This window comes from Methylocystis parvus (genome assembly GCF_049675845.1).
Lineage (GTDB): Bacteria > Pseudomonadota > Alphaproteobacteria > Rhizobiales > Beijerinckiaceae > Methylocystis > Methylocystis parvus_A.
Window position 1 is genome coordinate 43,915 of record NZ_CP187161.1, and the last position, 15,322, is coordinate 59,236.

A 15,322-nucleotide genomic window follows, 5' to 3' on the forward strand; every position below is an offset into this window, starting at 1 on the left:
CGTCGGCGAGAAGGCCGATCTGACCTATGATTACGACTATCTCGGCGCTGGTCCGGATACCCTTGCGGATATCGCCAGCGGCAAGCATCCCTTCGCAGAGGTTTTGAAGGCTGCGGCAAAGCCGATGGTGCTCGTCGGGCAGGGCGCTCGCGCGCCCGACGGCGACGCCGTGCTGCGCTGCCCGCATTCAGGCGGCGCCGCGCGGCGGCGGATCGCGACGGCTGGAACGGCTTCGGCGTGCTGCATACGGCGGCGGCGCGGGTCGGCGGCCTGGACTGGGCTTCGTTCCGGGGAAGGGCGGCAAGATGTCCGCGTGGATGGCCGCGCCCGGGCCCACGGACCTCCTCTTCCTGCTCGGCGCCGACGAATGATCGACGAAACTCAGTCGCGACGGCGCTTCGTCGTCTATATCGGCACGCATGGCGACCGCGGCGCGCATCGCGCTGACGTGATCCTGCCGGGCGCCGCCTATACACGAGAAGAGCGCGACCTACGTCAATACCGAGGGCCGTACGCAGCAGCGGTCGCGCGCGTCTTCCCGCCCGGCGAGCGCCCGCGAGGACTGGGCGATTTTGCGCGCGCTCTCCGGAGCTCTCGGCGATCCGCTTCCCTTCGACAACGCTGCGCGGCGCTGCGCCGGCGCTGTTTCGAGGCTACCCGCATCAGCTCGCGGCTCTCGATACGATAGAGACGCGCGTCGTTTCGGGACGATCGAAACGACTCGCCAATCATCCGGCGGTCGCGATGAAGAGCCGTTCGTCTCCAGCGATCGCCGATTTTTACCTCACCAATCCGGTCGCGCGCGCCTCGGCGGTCATGGCGGAATGCTCGCGCTCAAGGCTTCGAAAAGCCAGCAACTCAAAGCGGCGGAGTAGGGACGTATGCTCGAATCGCTGCAGACATTTATGACCGACTACGGCTGGAACATTTTAGCGCTGATCGGCTTCTCGCTGCTCATGCTCGTTGTTCTGCTGGTCATCATCGCATTCCTACTGATTCTCGCCGACCGCAAGATCTGGGCGGCGGTGCAGATGCGGCGCGGCCCGAACGTCGTCGGCCCCTGGGGTCTGCTGCAGAGCTTCGCGGACTTCATCAAGTTCGCGCTGAAGGAGCCGGTGATCCCGGACACGGCGAACAAGGGCATATTCCTGTTCGCGCCCTTCATCATGGCGACGCTCTCCATCGCAGCCTGGGCGGTGATTCCGGTGAACGACGGCGGCTGGGTCGTCGGCGACATCAATGTCGGCATTCTCTATATCTTCGCGCAATCTCGTCGCTCGGCGTCTACGGCATCATCATGGGTGGCTGGGCGTCGAACTCGAAATATCCCCTTTATGGGCGCTTGCGTTCGGCCGCGCAGATGGTGTCCTACGAAGTTTCGATCGGCTTCGTGATCGTCTGCGTGCTGCTTTGCGCCGGCTCGCTGAACGTCACCGACATCGTCAACGCGCAGGAGGCCGGCATCGGCACGCGCCTCGGTCTGACGAATTCGTTCCTCGATTGGCATTGGCTGCCGCTCTTCCCGATGTTCGTCGTCTTCTTCGTCTCGGCCTGGCGAGACGAACCGACCGCCCTTCGACCTCGTCGAAGCCGAATCGGAGCTCGTCGCGGGCTTCATGATCGAATATTCGGCGACGCCTTCTTCTCTATATGCTCGGCGAGTACGTCGCGATCACCACTATGTGCGCGCTGACGACCATTCTCTTTCTCGGTGGCTGGTTGCCGCCGCTTGATATCTGGCCGCTCAATGTCGTACCCGGAATATTCTGGTTCCTGATCAAAGTCGTGATGGTCTTCTTCATGTTCGCCATGGTGAAGGCGATCGTGCCGCGCTATCGCTATGATCAGCTGATGCGACTCGGCTGGAAAATCTTCCTGCCGATCTCGCTCGTCATGGTCATCCTCACGCAGCGGCGGTGCAGTTCGGGCCCGCGCTGGCTGCTGGTTGAGGTTTATGTCATGAGACTGGATCAGGGCGTAAAGTCCTTCTTCCTGACCGAATTCGTCTCGGCTTTCTTTCTGACGATGCGCTACTTCTTCAAGCCGAAGAAGACGATCAACTATCCGCATGAGAAAAGGCCCGCAGTCGCCGCGCTTCCGCGGCGAGCATGCGCTGCGCCGCTATCCGAACGGCGAAGAACGCTGCATCGCCTGCAAGCTGTGCGAGGCGATCTGCCCGGCGCAGGCGATCACGATCGAAGCCGGTCCGCGCCGCAACGACGGCACGCGCCGCACGACGCGCTACGACATCGACATGGTGAAGTGCATCTATTGCGGCTCTCTGCCAGGAGGCCTGCCCGGTCGACGCCATCGTCGAAGGCCCGAACGAATTCGCGACCGAAACGCGCGAGGAGCTCTACTACACAAGGAGCGCCTGCTCGAGAACGGCGCGCGCTGGGAACGCGAGATCGCCGCAACATCGCGCTCGACGCGCCCTACCGGTGAAGAAGCGAGCAGGCATCGAGACCGTGGGCTCTCTTCTTCTATCTTCGCGAATCCTCGATCGGTCGCCTCGGGGTGATCGTCCGCGCGCAATCCCGTGCATTCGGTGCTGTTCCTGATCCTCGCCTTCTGCAACGGCGCGGGCCTCTTCCTGCTTTTGAATGCGCGAGTTCCTGGCGATGCTGCTCGTCGTCGTCTATGTCGGCGCGGTTTCGGTGCTGTTCCTCTTCGTCGTCATGATGCTCGACGTCGACTTCGCAGAGCTGAAAGCAGGCTTCATCAAGAATGCTGGCGTCGGTGCGCTCGTGGGCGGCGTCGTTCTCGCTGAAATCCTCGCATTAGTCGGGTATCGAGGCTTGACCGCCGCATCGACCTTGAATGTCGCGGCCCCGGTTCCGCCGGATCGCCGCCAACGTCACCAACACCGCCGCTCTCGGCGCGTGCTCTACACGAAATACGTCATCTTCTTTCAGGCGGCGGCGCTGGTGCTGCTCACCGCGATGATCGGCGCGATCGTGCTGACGCTGCATCACCGTCCGAATGTGAAGCGCCAGAACATCAAGCCCAGAACGCGCGCGGACGCGCAAACCGTCGTCGAGATCAAGAAGGTTCCGAGCGGCGGCTCCGTCATCCCGCCGACCGTCAAGCATCCGGAGGCTGCCGAATGACAATCGGTCTTGGTCATTACCTCGTCGTCGCCGCGATCTTTTCACGCTCGGCGTCGCGGCATCTTTCTCAACCGCAAGAACATCATCGTCATCCTCATGTCGGTCGAGCTGATGCTTCTTGTCGCGTGAACATCAACTTCGTCGCCTTCTCGACTTCGCTGGTGATCTCGTCGGGCAAGTCTTCGCGCTCTTCGTGCTGACCGTCGCCGCCGCCGAAGCGGCGATCGGTCTCGCCATCCTGGTCGTCTATTTCCGCAACCGCGGCACCATCGCGGTCGAAGACATCAACATGATGAAGGGGTGAGGCGGGATGATTTACGCCGCCATCGTTTTTCTGCCGCTTGCAGGCGCGCTCATCGCAGGGTTTTTCGGTCGCGTCATTGGAGCGCGGCCGTGCGAAATCATCACGACCTCGTTCCTGATGCTCGCTGCCGTGCTTTCGTGGATCGTCTTTTTTCAAGTGGCGCTCGGTCACGAGACCCACGAGGTCACGCTGTTGCGCTGGATAACCTCCGGCGAACTCGACATTTCGTGGTCGCTGCGCGTCGACACGCTGACCGCGGTCATGCTCGTCGTCGTAACGACGGTCTCTTCACTCGTGCATCTCTATTCCATCGGCTACATGCACGATGATCCGACCGCGCCCGCGCTTCTTCGCCTATCTGTCGCTCTTCACCTTCGCGATGCTGATGCTGGTGACGGCCGACAATCTCGTGCAGATGTTCTTCGGCTGGGAAGGCGTCGGCCTCGCCTCCTATCTGCTCATCGGCTTCTGGTACAGAAGCCCTCCGCCAACGCGCGCCGCCATCAAGGCCTTCGTCGTCAACCGCGTTGGCGATTTCGGTTTCGCGCTCGGCATCTTTCGCCCTGTTCTTCGTCTTCCACACGGTCAATTTGGACGCGCTCTTCACCGCTGTTCCGGGTGCTGTTGGCAAGACCTTCAACTTCGCGGGACATGACGTCGACATCCTGACGACGATTTCGCTTCTTCTGTTCATGGGCGCGATGGGCAAGTCGGCGCAGTTCTTGCTGCACACCTGGCTGCCGACGCGATGGAAGGCCCGACGCCCGTGTCTCGGCCCTTATCCACGCCGCGACGATGGTGACGGCAGGCGTCTTCATGGTCGCGCGCCTGTCGCCGATCTTCGAGCATGCGCCGGACGCCTTGGCCTTCGTGACGTTCATCGGCGCGATTACGGCCTTCTTCGCCGCGACGTCGGCCTCGTGCAGAACGACATCAAGCGCGTCATCGCCTATTCGACCTGCTCGCAGCTCGGCTACATGTTCGTGGCCTGAAGGCATCGGCGCTATTCGCCGGCATGTTCCACCTCTTTACCCACGCCTTCTTCAAGGCGCTGCTCTTCCTCGGCGCAGGCTCGGTCATCCATGCGATGCATCACGAGCAGGACATGCGCGCGATGGGCGGGCTTGCGAAAGGACATTCCCTTCACCTTCGCCATGATGATGATCGGCACGCTGGCGCTTGACCGGCGTCGGCGTTCCGCATCGGCTTTGCCGGCTTCTTCTCGAAGGACGCCATCATCGAGGCGGCTTACGCCGCGAGCGGCCATCATCCGGCTGCGCTCTACGGCTTCATCAGCACGTCATCGCTGCTGGATTGACCTCCTTCTATTCCTGGCGCCTCGTCTTCATGACGTTCTACGGCAAGACGCGCGCGAGCGCATGGCCACGATGATCACGCGCATGGCCATGACGATCACGCCCATGACGATCACGGCCACCATGGGCGATCACAAGCCGCATGAGTCGCCGCTCGTGATGCTTGTCCCGCTCGCTGTGCTGGCGGTGGGCGCGGTCGTGGCCGGCTTCGTCTTCGAGCCCGAGTTTGCCGGACATGCGTTCGACGAATTCTGGAAGGGCGCGCTCTTCGTTGGCGAGCACAATCACATCCTGCACGAGATGCACGACATCCCGGCCTGGGTCGCTCTCGCCGTTCGTGGCATGATGCTTCTCGGGCTTCCTGGCGTTGCATACGTCTACTGCTGCGGAGCGGCGTGGTTGCCGAAGCGCGGGCGCTTTCCCGCGGCTCTACCAGTTCCTGCTGAACAAGTGGTATTTCGACGAGCTCTACAACTTTATCTTCGTGAAGCCTGCCTTCGCGATCGGCCGCCTTTCTGGAAGGGCGGCGACGGCGCCATCATCGACGGGGCAATCGGTCCGGACGGCGTGGCCGCGCGCGTCGACGACGTTACGCGCGATCGCGTGATCAAGCTGCAGACGGGATATCTCTACCACTACGCCTTCGCGATGCTCATCGGCGTCGCGGCCATCGTCACCTGGCTCGTGGCCGGAGTTATAACGCTCTGTTCGGCGGGATCTTCGGCATGAGCAACATCCTTCCGGATCACGACCTTCCTCCCGCTCGTCGGCGCGGCCTTCATCCTCACGCAGCGCGGCGAACCTGAAGCCAAGGGCAATGCGCGTTGGATTGCACTTTGGACGACGCTCGTTACCTTCGTGGTTTCGCTCCTCATCTGGATCAACTTCGACAGCTCGTCGGCGGGCTTCCAGTTCGTCGAGGAATACCCCTGGCTCGGTCCGCTGAAGTACAAGATGGGCGTCGACGGCTTCTCGATGCCGTTCGTGCTCCTGACCACGTTCCTGATGCCTTTCGCGATCCTCGCTTCCTTCCAATCGGTCGAGAAGCGCGTCAAGGAATATATGATCGCCTTCCTCGTGCTCGAGACGCTGATGATCGGCGTGTTCTGCGCGCTCGATATCGTGCTCTTCTATCTGTTCTTCGAGGGCGGCCTCATTCCGATGTTCCTGATCATCGGCATCTGGGGCGGCAAGCGCCGCGTCTACGCGAGCTTCAAGTTCTTTCTCTATACGCTCGCTCGGCTCGGTCTTGATGCTGCTCGCCATGATGGCGATGTACTGGCACGCCGGCACGACCGACATCCCGACGCTGCTGAAGACCGAAGTTCCCGCGAAATGCAGACCTGGCTGTGGCTCGCCTTCTTCGCCTCCTTCGCGGTGAAGATGCCGATGTGGCCGGTGCACACTTGGCTGCCCGACGCGCATGTCGAAGCGCCACAGCGGGCTCTGTCATCCTCGCAGCGATCCTTCTGAAGATGGGCGGTTACGGCTTCATGCGCTTCTCGCTGCCGATGTTCCCGACGCTTCGGCAGATTTCGCGCCGCTCGTCTATGCGCTGTCGATCGTGGCGATCGTCTACACCTCGCTCGTCGCGCTGGTGCAGGAGGACATCAAGAAGCTCATCGCCTATTCGTCCATCGCGCATATGGGCTATGTGACGATGGGCCTCTTCACCCTGACGCAGCAGGGCGTGCAGGGCGCGATGTTCCAGATGATCTCGCACGGCATCGTCGTCGTCGGCGCGCTCTTCCTGTGTGTCGGCGTCATTTACGACCGCATGCATACGCGCGAGATTGCGGCCTATGGCGGGCTCGTGAACCGCATGCCTCTACGCCTTCGTCTTCATGCTCTTCACCATGGCCAATGTCGGCCTGCCGGGCACGTCGGGCTTCATCGGCGAGTTCCTGACGCTCGCTCGCCGCCTTCAAGGCCAATAGCTGGGTCGCGATCATCGCCGCGACCGGCGTCATCCTTTCGGCATCGTACGCTCTCTATCTCTACCGTCGCGTTATCTTCGGCGCGCTGGAGAAGGCGAGCCTCAAGGGCATCATCGATCTATCGCCGCGCGAGGTCGCGATCTTCGCGCCGCTCATCTTGCTGACGATCTTCTATGGCGTGTATCCGTCGCCGGTGCTGGACGTGACGGCGGCCTCGACGACCAAAACTTGTCGAAAATTATCGGCGCTACTCGGCGCGGTGACGCTCGCCGCCTCGGCCACGACGGACGGTATCAATGTCGATAGCAGAACTCCTGCATCACTTCCTGCCCGAGCTCATTCTTGCGCTCGGTGCTATCGTTCTGCTGATGGGCGCGTTTCGCGCGGCGAGAAGGCGAAGCTGCTGGCCGTAACTCGTCTCTTCGGCGTGCTGGGCCTCGCGCAGCCGGCGATCGTTCAGCGTCGAGCAAAGCGGTTCTTCGACCGTTTTTAACGGCGCGTTCATATACGACGCCTTCTCGCGCTTCGTGAAGGCGGTCATCCTCGTTGGCGCAGCACTGACGCTGCTGATGACGTTCGACAATTTCCGCCGCACGAAACTTTTGCTGTTCGAATATCCGGTGCTGATCTTGCTCGCGACGCTCGGCATGATGCTGATGGATCTCGGCGGACAACCTCATCGCGCTCTATCTCGGACTCGAGCTGATGTCGCTGGCGCTCTACGTCGTCGCCGCCTTCAACGCGCGACGACGTACGCTCGAGCGAATCCGGCCTCAAATATTTCGTGCTTGGCGCGCTCTCCTCGGGCATGATGCTTTACGGCGTCGCTCCTTACGGCTTCGACCGGCACGTCGACTTCGCCGGCGATCGCTCAGCTGCCGGAAACATCCGCGCTCGGCGTGACTTCGGCCTCGTCTTCGTGCTCGCGGGTCTGGCGTTCAAAATGTCTGCCGTGCCGTTCCACATGTGGACGCCCGACGTCTATGAAGGCGCGCCGACGCCCGTGACGGCCTTCTTCGCCTCAGCGGCGAAACTCGCAGCCGTGGCGATCCTCGCGCGCGTTCACCACCGCCGCCTTCCCGGCGCCGCGTCGCAATGGCGGCAGATCGTTATCTTCCTCGCGATCGCCTCGACGCTGCTCGGCTCCTTCGCGGCGATCGGCCAGAAAAACATCAAGCGACTGATGGCCTACTCCTCGATCGGCCACATGGGCTTCGCGCTGATTGGCCTCGCCGCCGGCACCGAAGCCGCCGTTCGCGGCGTTCTGATCTATCTTGCGATCTACGTCGCGATGACGCTCGGCGCCTTCGCCGCGATCCTCGCCATGCGCGGATCGGCGGCAATGTCGAGAAATATCTCGATCTCGCCGGGCTCGCGCGACGAACAGCCTGACGTTTGGCTTTCTTCCTCGCCATGCTGATGTTCTCGCTGCGCCGGCATTCCGCCGCTCGCGGGCTTCTTCGCGAAATACTACGTGCTGCTCGCGGCCGTGGATGCGGGTCTCTATCCGCTCGCCGTCGTCGGCGTTTCGGCGGTGGCGGCCTATTACTATCTGCGCATCGTCAAGACGATGTATTTCGACGAGCCGGCGCCGGCCTTCGATCCCGCGCCGCTCGCGCCGCGCGCGATCCTGGCGATCACGGCGATTTTCCTCCTGGTCTTCTGGATCTATCCCGCACCGCTGATGACCGCGGCGAGCGCCGCAGCGAAATCGCTCTTTTGATCGCGAGCGCGTGCAACTCGGCAGTCTTGCGCGCGCTCGCGGCGTTCGCGTACTCCATCTCGGCGAGATCGACTCCACCAATGAGGAAGCGCGCCGCCTGATCGAGTCCGGCAAGCGCGGCCCGCTCTGGATCGTCGCCTCGGCACAAAAAAATGGGCGCGGACGTTTGGGGCGGGAATGGATTTCTCCCGCCGGCAATCTCTACACAAGTTTTGTCTACAGTGGCTTCTCCGAGGCGCGTGTCGCCCCGGAGCTTGGTTTCGTCGCCGGCGTCGCTGCGATCAGGGCGTTGCGCGCCGTGATCGGAAGGGACGCTTTCAAACTGAAGTGGCCCAACGACTTGTTGTTTGACGGCGCAAAGCTCGGCGGCATTCTGCTCGAATGCGTGAACGCCTCGACCCTCCCAACCGCGATAATCGGCGTTGGGGTGAACGTCGCGCGAGCGCCCGAGGGGCTCCCATATCCCGCGCGCGCCCTGTCCGAACTCGGCGCCATCGCGCCGACAGCGGAAGTCTTGTTTTTGCACTTCTCCGACGCGCTCGCGGATACGCTCGATCTTTGGAAAGGCGGCGAAGGCTTTGCTGCGATCCGAACCGAGTGGCTGGCGTCCGCCTCCGCGCTCGGCGAGGATATCCGCGTGGCCCTGTCGTCCGAAACGCTTGAAGGCCGCTTTGAGACGATCGACGCGACCGGGCGTCTCGTGCTCGAGACGGCTTCCGGCAGACGCGCCATCGAGGCCGGGGACGTTCTCCTCGGGCCCCGCAAGACGGAAGGAGCCCGCGCATGACGGCGGCTTCGGACGCGGACTTCGTCTTCGTTCCCTTCGGCGGCGTCGGCGAGATCGGGATGAATCTCGCCCTTTATGGTTACGGCCCGCCAAAGGCGCGCAAATGGCTGATGGTCGATTGTGGCCTGGGCTTCCCGGGGGCGGACCTGCCGGGCATTGACGTCGTCTTTCCCGATATCGCCTTTGTCGAGAAGATCGCGAGGGACCTCGTCGCGATCTGCATCACCCATGCTCATGAAGATCATATCGGCGCGCTCGCGACGTTGTGGCCAAAGCTCAAATGCAAGGTCTATGCGACGCCTTTCGCGGCGGGGCTTCTCGAAGTGCGCCGGCTCAACGAGCCCGGCGCGCCCAATATCGGCATTCAGACGGTCAATGCCGGCACAGTGCTCGACCTTGATCCTTTCACGGTCGAATATGTCGCTGTTGCGCATTCCATTCCCGAGGCCAACGCGCTCGCGATCAAAACGCCGCTCGGAACTGCACTGCATACGGGCGACTGGAAGATCGATCCGCAGCCGGGCGTCGGAAATCGCATCGACGAAGCGCGCCTGCGCGCGCTTGGCGACGAGGGCGTCGACGTACTGATCTGCGACTCGACGAATATTCTGCGCGAGGGCGACAGTTTCTCCGAAAGCGATGTCGCGCGCGTGCTCAAGCCGCTGATCGCCGAGGCGACCGGCCGCGTCATCATCACGACCTTCGCCTCCAACGTCGCGCGCCTTCGCGCCATCGCGGAAGCGGCAATGGCGTGCGGCCGCACCGTCGTGATCGCGGGCCGCGCCATGGATCGCGTCGTGCAGGTTGCGCGCGAATGCGGCTATCTCGATGGTTTGCCCGGCTTTCACTCGCCAGACATGTTGCCGAACCTGCCGCGCGACAAAGTTCTCGTTCTTGCGACCGGCAGCCAGGGTGAGCCGCGCGCGGCTATGATGCGCGCCTCGCAGAACGACCATCCCTCGATCAAGCTCGTCGCCGGCGACCGCGTGATTTTCTCCTCGCGCACGATCCCCGGCAATCAGCGCGAGGTGCATCGCGTCATCAATAATCTGTGCAATCTCGGCGTCGAGGTGATCACGGATCACGATCATCTCGTCCATTGCTCCGGCCATCCGCGCCGGGGCGAGGTCGCGCAGATGTATGACTGGGTGCGTCCGAAATTCGCCGTGCCGGTGCATGGCGAGGCGCATCATCTGACGCAACATGTCGCCTTCGCAAAATCGCGCGGCGTCGAGCATGTGATCTCCGCGCGCGACGGCGACATGGTTCAGCTTCTTCCCGGGCCCCCAGCGATCGTCAATCAGTTGCCGCACGGCCGTCTGCTCAAGGATGGCGACGTGGTCATCAGCGAAGACGACGGCGCCGTGCGAGAGCGCAGCAAGCTTTCCTTCGCGGGCGTCATCTCCATCGCCCTCGCCGTGGACAAGAAGGGCGAGCTTGTCGGCGATCCGGACGTCGTCACGGCCGGCGTGCCGAAGAAGGGCAAGTTCGGCGAGGATATGGGCGAGGTCATCGACGAGGCGCTGTTCGCGACCTTCGAGGGCCTGCCGCGCGCGCGTCGCCGCGACGCCGACACGATCTCGACCGCCATCGAGCGCTCCGTGCGCGGCGCGGTCAATTCGGTCTGGGGCAAGAAGCCCATCGTCCATGTGATGGTGGTGTCGGCGGGCTGACCGTTCGCGATTCCACAGCAAAGCCGCTAAACTCGGTCGTCAAACCCGAGTCGCTAAAATGGCCGCCAAACCCACTTTCTACGAATTCTTCGCCGGCGGCGGCATGGCGCGCGCGGGGCTGGGGCAGGGGTGGACCTGCCTCTTCGCCAATGATTTCGACGCCAGGAAAGCCGAAAGCTATCGTCGCAACTGGGGGGGCGAGGCGCTTCATGTCGGCGATGTCGCCAAGATCACGACCGACCAGTTGCCCGGATGCGCCGACCTCGTCTGGGCTTCGTTCCCTTGTCAGGACCTGTCGCTCGCGGGCAATGGGGCAGGGCTGAAAGGCGCGCGTTCGGGGACGTTCTGGCCGTTTTGGGAATTGATGAAGGGGCTGCGCGCGGAAGGCCGCGCGCCGGCGACAATCGTGCTGGAAAATGTCTGCGGTGCGCTGACCTCGCATGGCGGGAAGGACTTCGAGTCGATCTGCGAGGCGCTGGCGGGAGAGGGCTACAAGTTCGGCGCGCTCGTCATCGATGCGGCGCTGTTCCTGCCGCAGTCCCGGCCGCGTTTGTTCATCGTCGCGGTGAGGGGCGATGGTTTAGTTCCGAAATCGCTCGCGGCTCCTGCCGGTCATTGCATGGAGCAGCCGACGACGCGATCCAGGAGCCGGGATGCGGTTCTGGATGGCGTCGCTTCGCTCGCCCTGACGGAGCGAAGCCCGTTTTTCACTCGCGCTCTGACCGCCGCCTTCGAGCGCCTGCCCGATCATCTCAAAGCCAACTGGCTGTGGTGGCGTCTGCCGCAGCCGCTTCCGCGCAACGCCAGCTTAGCGGACGTCATCGAAGGCACGCCCAAAGGCGTGTGCTGGCATGATGCCGCGAAGACGCAGCGGCTGCTCTGCATGATGAGCGACGTGAATCTGGCGAAGGTCGAGGAAGCGAAACGGGCGGGCCGGAGGATGGTCGGCACGCTCTATCGTCGCACGCGTTACGAGAACGGCGAAAAAATCCAGCGCGCCGAGGCGCGTTTCGACGACATCGCCGGTTGCCTGCGCACTCCGGCCGGCGGTTCGAGCCGGCAATTTGTGCTGGTTGTCGAAAAGGGCAGGGTGCGCTCGCGGCTGATCTCGGCGCGCGAAACGGCGCGGCTGATGGGGCTGCCCGACGATTACGTGCTGCCCGAGCGTTATAATGAGGCCTATCACCTGACGGGTGACGGTGTCGTCGTTCCGGCGGTGGCGCACATTGCGGCGCATCTGATCGAGCCGCTCTTATCTAGCGGGTTCGTTCGGGCGGCGGCTTGACCCCCTCCCTGTCCCTCCCGCGCTTTGCGGGAGAGGGGACGCTCGCGATCGGCCATCGTGATGAGGGCGGCAATCTGCTCCCTCTCCCGCGTCAGCGGGGGAGGGCGGGGGAGGCGGCTCTGTGACGCGCAAAGAAAGCCCTCTGCAACGCTCCGCCATCATGCGCGCCGTAAAATCGCGCAACACCTCGCCGGAACTTGCGGTCCGCGCGCTACTACGGTCCTTCGCGCCGGGATATCGCCTGCATCGCAAGGATGTTCCCGGCCATCCCGACATCGCCTATGTCGGGCGCAAGCAGGCGATCTTCGTGCATGGCTGTTTCTGGCACGGGCATGATTGCGCGCGCGGCGCGCGGATGCCGAAGGTCAACGCCGATTACTGGCGCGCGAAGATCGCGCGCAATCGCGCGCGCGACGAAGCAAATCTTGCGCGTCTGTCGGAACTCGGCTGGCGGGCGCTCGTCATTTGGGAGTGCGAGATCAAAGACGGGGAAGCGCTCGAAACGAAGCTGCGCGGCTTCCTGTGCGCGTGAACATTCAACTTTGAATATCGACAAAAGGCGCGGTTTCACGACGCTTCGCGATGGTGCGGGAAAGCGCGGCCGGCGCTTGCTATAATGCAGTCAGTCAATGTGCGGGTGAGCGTGATGTTTGTTGTATCTTCGACGGCATATGGCATCAGCCAGAGGCTGTTGGCCTATGCGCGCATTTCCGACGCCTTGCTCCGCGCCGCCGTGGCGCGGGCGACGGAAACCGATAAATCGCAGATCTATCGCGTCGGCGGCGCCGACGATACGCGCGCCGCCGTCTCGGCTGTGGGGCTCGGCAAAGGCGTCTTTGTCGACGCCGTCGCTCAAACGAGCTTCGAGCCCATCGCCGAAGAGCGGGTGAGCGACAATGCGAAAATGCAGCTTCTCGCGGCGATCACGCCGAGCCTGATCGAACGGGCGGCGGCGGAATAAAGCCGCCGGGAAGCAAACCCCGGCGGCGATGACGCGTCAGTCCTTCGCGCGCTCGACATAGGCGCCGTCTTCCGTCTGGATGACGACGCGGGTGCCGGTCTGGATGTGCGGCGGCACCATCACGCGCGCGCCGTTGGAGAGCTTGGCGGGCTTGTAGGACGACGAGGCCGTCTGGCCCTTCACGACCGGCTCGGTCTCGACGATCTCGAGCGTCACGCGCGCGGGGAGCTGAATGCCGACGGCGACGCCGTTGAAGATGGAGAGGATGCACTGCATGCCCTCCTGCAGCCACTGCGCCTGGTCGCCGACGGTATCGGCCGGGACGGCGATCTGCTCGTAGCTCGCCTGGTTCATGAAGTGATAGCCGTCATCGTCATTGTACAGGAAGCTGAAATCCTGATCCTCGACGAAGGCGCGTTCGACCTGCTCGGTCGTCTTGTAGCGGTCGGAGACCTTCACGCCGTCGGAGAGGCGGCGCATGTCGATCTGCGTCGTCGGCGTGCCCTTGCCGGGAAAGAAGCTTTCGGCCGTCAGCACGACGTAGAGCTGGCCGTCTTCACGCTCAATGATATTGCCCTTGCGAATCGAGCTGGCGATGACTTTCACAGGTTCGGTTCCTTCATTGCCGGCGCGCCGGCTCGCGTTCATTGCCGGCTTCGACCCGGCTGGTCTATGAACGGGGTAAGACCATATTTCGCGCGCGCGAGCAATCGGCGCTCGCCGAGCATGTCCCGGAAAAAGGCAAATCCTTTTCCGATGCGGCACGCTCAAGGATTTGAGAGGGCACATGACGCGCGCTTCGCCCTGGTGGGCTCGGGATGTTTACGCCGATCGCAAGCCGTTTCTCAAGGCGCGCGGCGCGATAACGGCCGCGGCGCGGCGTTTTTTCGCGGCCGAAGGATTTACGGAGGTCGAAACCGCCGCGCTTCAGGTCTCTGGAGGGAACGAAACGCATCTTTCGGCCTTTTCCACAGAGTTGATCGGCGGCGACGGCGCGCATAGCCGCCTCTATCTCCACACCTCTCCAGAATTCGCCTGCAAGAAACTGCTGGCGGCGGGGGAGGAGCGGATTTTCACGCTGGCGCGGGTCTTTCGAAACCGCGAACGCTCGGCGCTGCACCATCCCGAATTCACCATGCTCGAATGGTATCGCGCTGGCGAGCCGACGCTTCGGATTTACGAGGACTGCGCGGGGCTCATGGCGGCCGCCGCGACGGCGGCGGGCGCCAGCGATTTCTCCTGGCGCGGGCGGACCTGCGATCCCTTTGCGGAGCCGGAAATCCTTTCGGTCTGCGAGGCCTTCGCGCGCTACGCCAGCGTCGATCTCGAAGCGCTTCTGGGTGATCGGGACGGCCTCGCCAGGGCGGCGGCGCGCGATGGCGTTCGCGTCGCCGAGGACGACACATGGTCCGACCTCTTCAGCAAGATATTGTCGGAAAAGGTCGAGGGCCGGCTGGGGAGCGAGCGGGCGACAATCCTTACAGATTACCCCGCAAGCGAGGCGGCCCTGGCGCGGGCGCGGGAAGAGGATCCGCGTTTCGCCGATCGTTTCGAGCTTTACGTCTGTGGGGTTGAGGTCGCCAACGGCTTCGCGGAGCTCACCGACGCGCAGGAGCAGCGCCGTCGTTTCGAGGCGCAAATGAATGAAAAGGCGCGGATTTACGGCGAACGCTACCCGATCGACGACGATTTTCTGTCGGCGTTGGCGCAAATGCCGCCGGCCTCCGGCGTGGCGCTCGGCTTTGACCGACTCGTGATGCTCGCGACCGGCGCCGAGCGGATCGAGCAGGTGCTGTGGACACCAGTCGCGGAGAGCGGAGCGCCCTGACGCTTTACTGGTGCAGCATCATCACCAGCGGGAGCGCGCTCGCGACGGCGGTGATGAGAAGGGCGAGGCCCAGGGACTCCAGATGCGCGGCGGCCGGCATGGCGACAGCGACGGCGCGCGGCCGATGCATGCCCATCCTCGTATTTGCGGGGTTGCGCATGCCAGCCGCGCGATGTGTCGATATGGGTCTGACGTCCGAGGGTTCGAAAGTGTCGATGTTCATCTGACTATCTCCTATTAGTCTATAATCTATGTGATCTAACGAGCCTGTCAATGTGGATTTGCATTTCTCACACTCAAATGGTGTGGATTGAGCCGCATTGCGATCCGCGGCGCGCGCAGCGATAAGGGCTGGGGAAAGATCGGGAACTGCTCCCCCGTGCGGTTCCGCGGCGTAA

Annotated in this window: 14 protein-coding genes and 5 pseudogenes; 17 read left to right on the plus strand and 2 right to left on the minus strand. The window is 63.2% G+C overall.

What is annotated here, in order from left to right:
* Positions 1 to 19 precede the first annotated feature (19 nt).
* From ACPFMJ_RS00285 to ACPFMJ_RS00360, 16 genes and pseudogenes are all read left to right on the plus strand, one after another.
* A pseudogene (locus tag ACPFMJ_RS00285) lies at positions 20 to 530 on the plus strand (molybdopterin-dependent oxidoreductase); the annotation flags it as partial.
* A 214-nt stretch (positions 531 to 744) separates the two neighbouring features.
* Positions 745 to 909 carry a hypothetical protein gene (locus tag ACPFMJ_RS00290; RefSeq protein WP_424361927.1) on the plus strand — a complete coding sequence of 55 codons (165 nt, stop codon included), beginning with the start codon at positions 745 to 747 and terminating at the stop codon, positions 907 to 909.
* Positions 906 to 1,905 (plus strand): annotated as a pseudogene (gene nuoH / locus ACPFMJ_RS00295) (NADH-quinone oxidoreductase subunit NuoH); the annotation flags it as partial. The gene ACPFMJ_RS00290 and the pseudogene nuoH, both read left to right, overlap by 4 nt.
* Positions 1,906 to 2,068: 163 nt before the next feature.
* The gene (nuoI, locus tag ACPFMJ_RS00300) at positions 2,069 to 2,521 is read left to right on the plus strand and encodes an NADH-quinone oxidoreductase subunit NuoI (RefSeq protein WP_424363931.1); all 453 of its coding nucleotides are present in this window, start codon (positions 2,069 to 2,071) and stop codon (positions 2,519 to 2,521) included.
* A gap of 82 nt (positions 2,522 to 2,603) precedes the next feature.
* Positions 2,604 to 3,110, plus strand: coding sequence for an NADH-quinone oxidoreductase subunit J (locus ACPFMJ_RS00305; RefSeq protein ID WP_424361928.1), 507 nt, complete (start codon positions 2,604 to 2,606; stop codon positions 3,108 to 3,110).
* Positions 3,107 to 3,414, plus strand: a pseudogene (gene nuoK, locus ACPFMJ_RS00310) (NADH-quinone oxidoreductase subunit NuoK). The gene ACPFMJ_RS00305 and the pseudogene nuoK overlap by 4 nt, the downstream one beginning before the upstream one ends.
* Before the next feature lie 6 nt (positions 3,415 to 3,420).
* Positions 3,421 to 5,459 (plus strand): annotated as a pseudogene (gene nuoL, locus ACPFMJ_RS00315) (NADH-quinone oxidoreductase subunit L).
* Between the two features lie 15 nt (positions 5,460 to 5,474).
* Positions 5,475 to 7,160 (plus strand): annotated as a pseudogene (locus ACPFMJ_RS00320) (NADH-quinone oxidoreductase subunit M).
* 34 nt (positions 7,161 to 7,194) lie between these two features.
* Positions 7,195 to 7,479: a hypothetical protein gene (locus ACPFMJ_RS00325; protein WP_424361929.1), complete on the plus strand. Its 285-nt coding sequence runs from the start codon at positions 7,195 to 7,197 to the stop codon at positions 7,477 to 7,479.
* Entirely contained in the window at positions 7,452 to 8,087 is a 636-nt protein-coding gene (locus ACPFMJ_RS00330) for an NADH-quinone oxidoreductase subunit N (protein ID WP_424361930.1), read from the plus strand. The genes ACPFMJ_RS00325 and ACPFMJ_RS00330 overlap by 28 nt, the downstream gene beginning before the upstream one ends.
* 54 nt (positions 8,088 to 8,141) lie before the next feature.
* Entirely contained in the window at positions 8,142 to 8,390 is a 249-nt protein-coding gene (locus ACPFMJ_RS00335; RefSeq protein WP_424361931.1) for a hypothetical protein, read from the plus strand.
* A gap of 10 nt (positions 8,391 to 8,400) precedes the next feature.
* Positions 8,401 to 9,177, plus strand: coding sequence for a biotin--[acetyl-CoA-carboxylase] ligase (locus ACPFMJ_RS00340; protein ID WP_424361932.1), 777 nt, complete (start codon positions 8,401 to 8,403; stop codon positions 9,175 to 9,177).
* Positions 9,174 to 10,850, plus strand: coding sequence for a ribonuclease J (locus ACPFMJ_RS00345; protein ID WP_424361933.1), 1,677 nt, complete (start codon positions 9,174 to 9,176; stop codon positions 10,848 to 10,850). The genes ACPFMJ_RS00340 and ACPFMJ_RS00345 overlap by 4 nt, the downstream gene beginning before the upstream one ends.
* A gap of 58 nt (positions 10,851 to 10,908) precedes the next feature.
* On the plus strand, positions 10,909 to 12,135 hold the full coding sequence (locus tag ACPFMJ_RS00350) for a DNA cytosine methyltransferase (RefSeq protein WP_424361934.1): 1,227 nt from the start codon (positions 10,909 to 10,911) through the stop codon (positions 12,133 to 12,135).
* Positions 12,136 to 12,295: 160 nt separating this feature from the next.
* A complete protein-coding gene (locus ACPFMJ_RS00355) occupies positions 12,296 to 12,667 on the plus strand; it encodes a very short patch repair endonuclease (RefSeq protein ID WP_424363932.1) in 372 nt (123 codons plus the stop codon).
* 84 nt (positions 12,668 to 12,751) lie between these two features.
* Positions 12,752 to 13,096: a hypothetical protein gene (locus tag ACPFMJ_RS00360; RefSeq protein WP_424361935.1), complete on the plus strand. Its 345-nt coding sequence runs from the start codon at positions 12,752 to 12,754 to the stop codon at positions 13,094 to 13,096.
* 36 nt (positions 13,097 to 13,132) lie between these two features.
* Here ACPFMJ_RS00360 and efp read toward each other — a convergent pair whose 3' ends face one another.
* The gene (gene efp / locus ACPFMJ_RS00365; protein ID WP_424361936.1) at positions 13,133 to 13,744 is read right to left on the minus strand and encodes an elongation factor P; all 612 of its coding nucleotides are present in this window, start codon (positions 13,742 to 13,744) and stop codon (positions 13,133 to 13,135) included.
* Between the two features lie 139 nt (positions 13,745 to 13,883).
* Here efp and epmA point away from each other — a divergent pair, with 139 nt between their 5' ends.
* Positions 13,884 to 14,924 (plus strand): EF-P lysine aminoacylase EpmA, encoded by a 1,041-nt coding sequence (epmA, locus tag ACPFMJ_RS00370; protein WP_424361937.1) that lies wholly within the window; start codon positions 13,884 to 13,886, stop codon positions 14,922 to 14,924.
* A 4-nt stretch (positions 14,925 to 14,928) separates the two neighbouring features.
* On the opposite strand, the gene ACPFMJ_RS00375 is transcribed toward epmA, so the two are convergent.
* Positions 14,929 to 15,147, minus strand: a complete 219-nt coding sequence (locus ACPFMJ_RS00375; RefSeq protein ID WP_424361938.1) for a hypothetical protein — start codon at positions 15,145 to 15,147, stop codon at positions 14,929 to 14,931.
* Positions 15,148 to 15,322: the final 175 nt, after the last annotated feature.

What these genes read in the sequence shown, in the direction of transcription:
- ACPFMJ_RS00290 (WP_424361927.1), top strand. Translation starts at nt 745, where the DNA reads ATGAAGAGCCGTTCGTCTCCAGCGATCGCCGATTTTTACCTCACCAAT.
- nuoI (WP_424363931.1), top strand. Translation starts at nt 2,069, where the DNA reads ATGAGAAAAGGCCCGCAGTCGCCGCGCTTCCGCGGCGAGCATGCGCTG.
- ACPFMJ_RS00305 (WP_424361928.1), top strand. Translation starts at nt 2,604, where the DNA reads ATGCGCGAGTTCCTGGCGATGCTGCTCGTCGTCGTCTATGTCGGCGCG.
- ACPFMJ_RS00345 (WP_424361933.1), top strand. Translation starts at nt 9,174, where the DNA reads ATGACGGCGGCTTCGGACGCGGACTTCGTCTTCGTTCCCTTCGGCGGC.
- ACPFMJ_RS00350 (WP_424361934.1), top strand. Translation starts at nt 10,909, where the DNA reads ATGGCCGCCAAACCCACTTTCTACGAATTCTTCGCCGGCGGCGGCATG.
- ACPFMJ_RS00355 (WP_424363932.1), top strand. Translation starts at nt 12,296, where the DNA reads ATGCGCGCCGTAAAATCGCGCAACACCTCGCCGGAACTTGCGGTCCGC.
- ACPFMJ_RS00360 (WP_424361935.1), top strand. Translation starts at nt 12,752, where the DNA reads ATGCAGTCAGTCAATGTGCGGGTGAGCGTGATGTTTGTTGTATCTTCG.
- efp (WP_424361936.1), bottom strand. Translation starts at nt 13,744, where the DNA reads ATGAACGCGAGCCGGCGCGCCGGCAATGAAGGAACCGAACCTGTGAAA.
- epmA (WP_424361937.1), top strand. Translation starts at nt 13,884, where the DNA reads ATGACGCGCGCTTCGCCCTGGTGGGCTCGGGATGTTTACGCCGATCGC.
- ACPFMJ_RS00375 (WP_424361938.1), bottom strand. Translation starts at nt 15,147, where the DNA reads ATGAACATCGACACTTTCGAACCCTCGGACGTCAGACCCATATCGACA.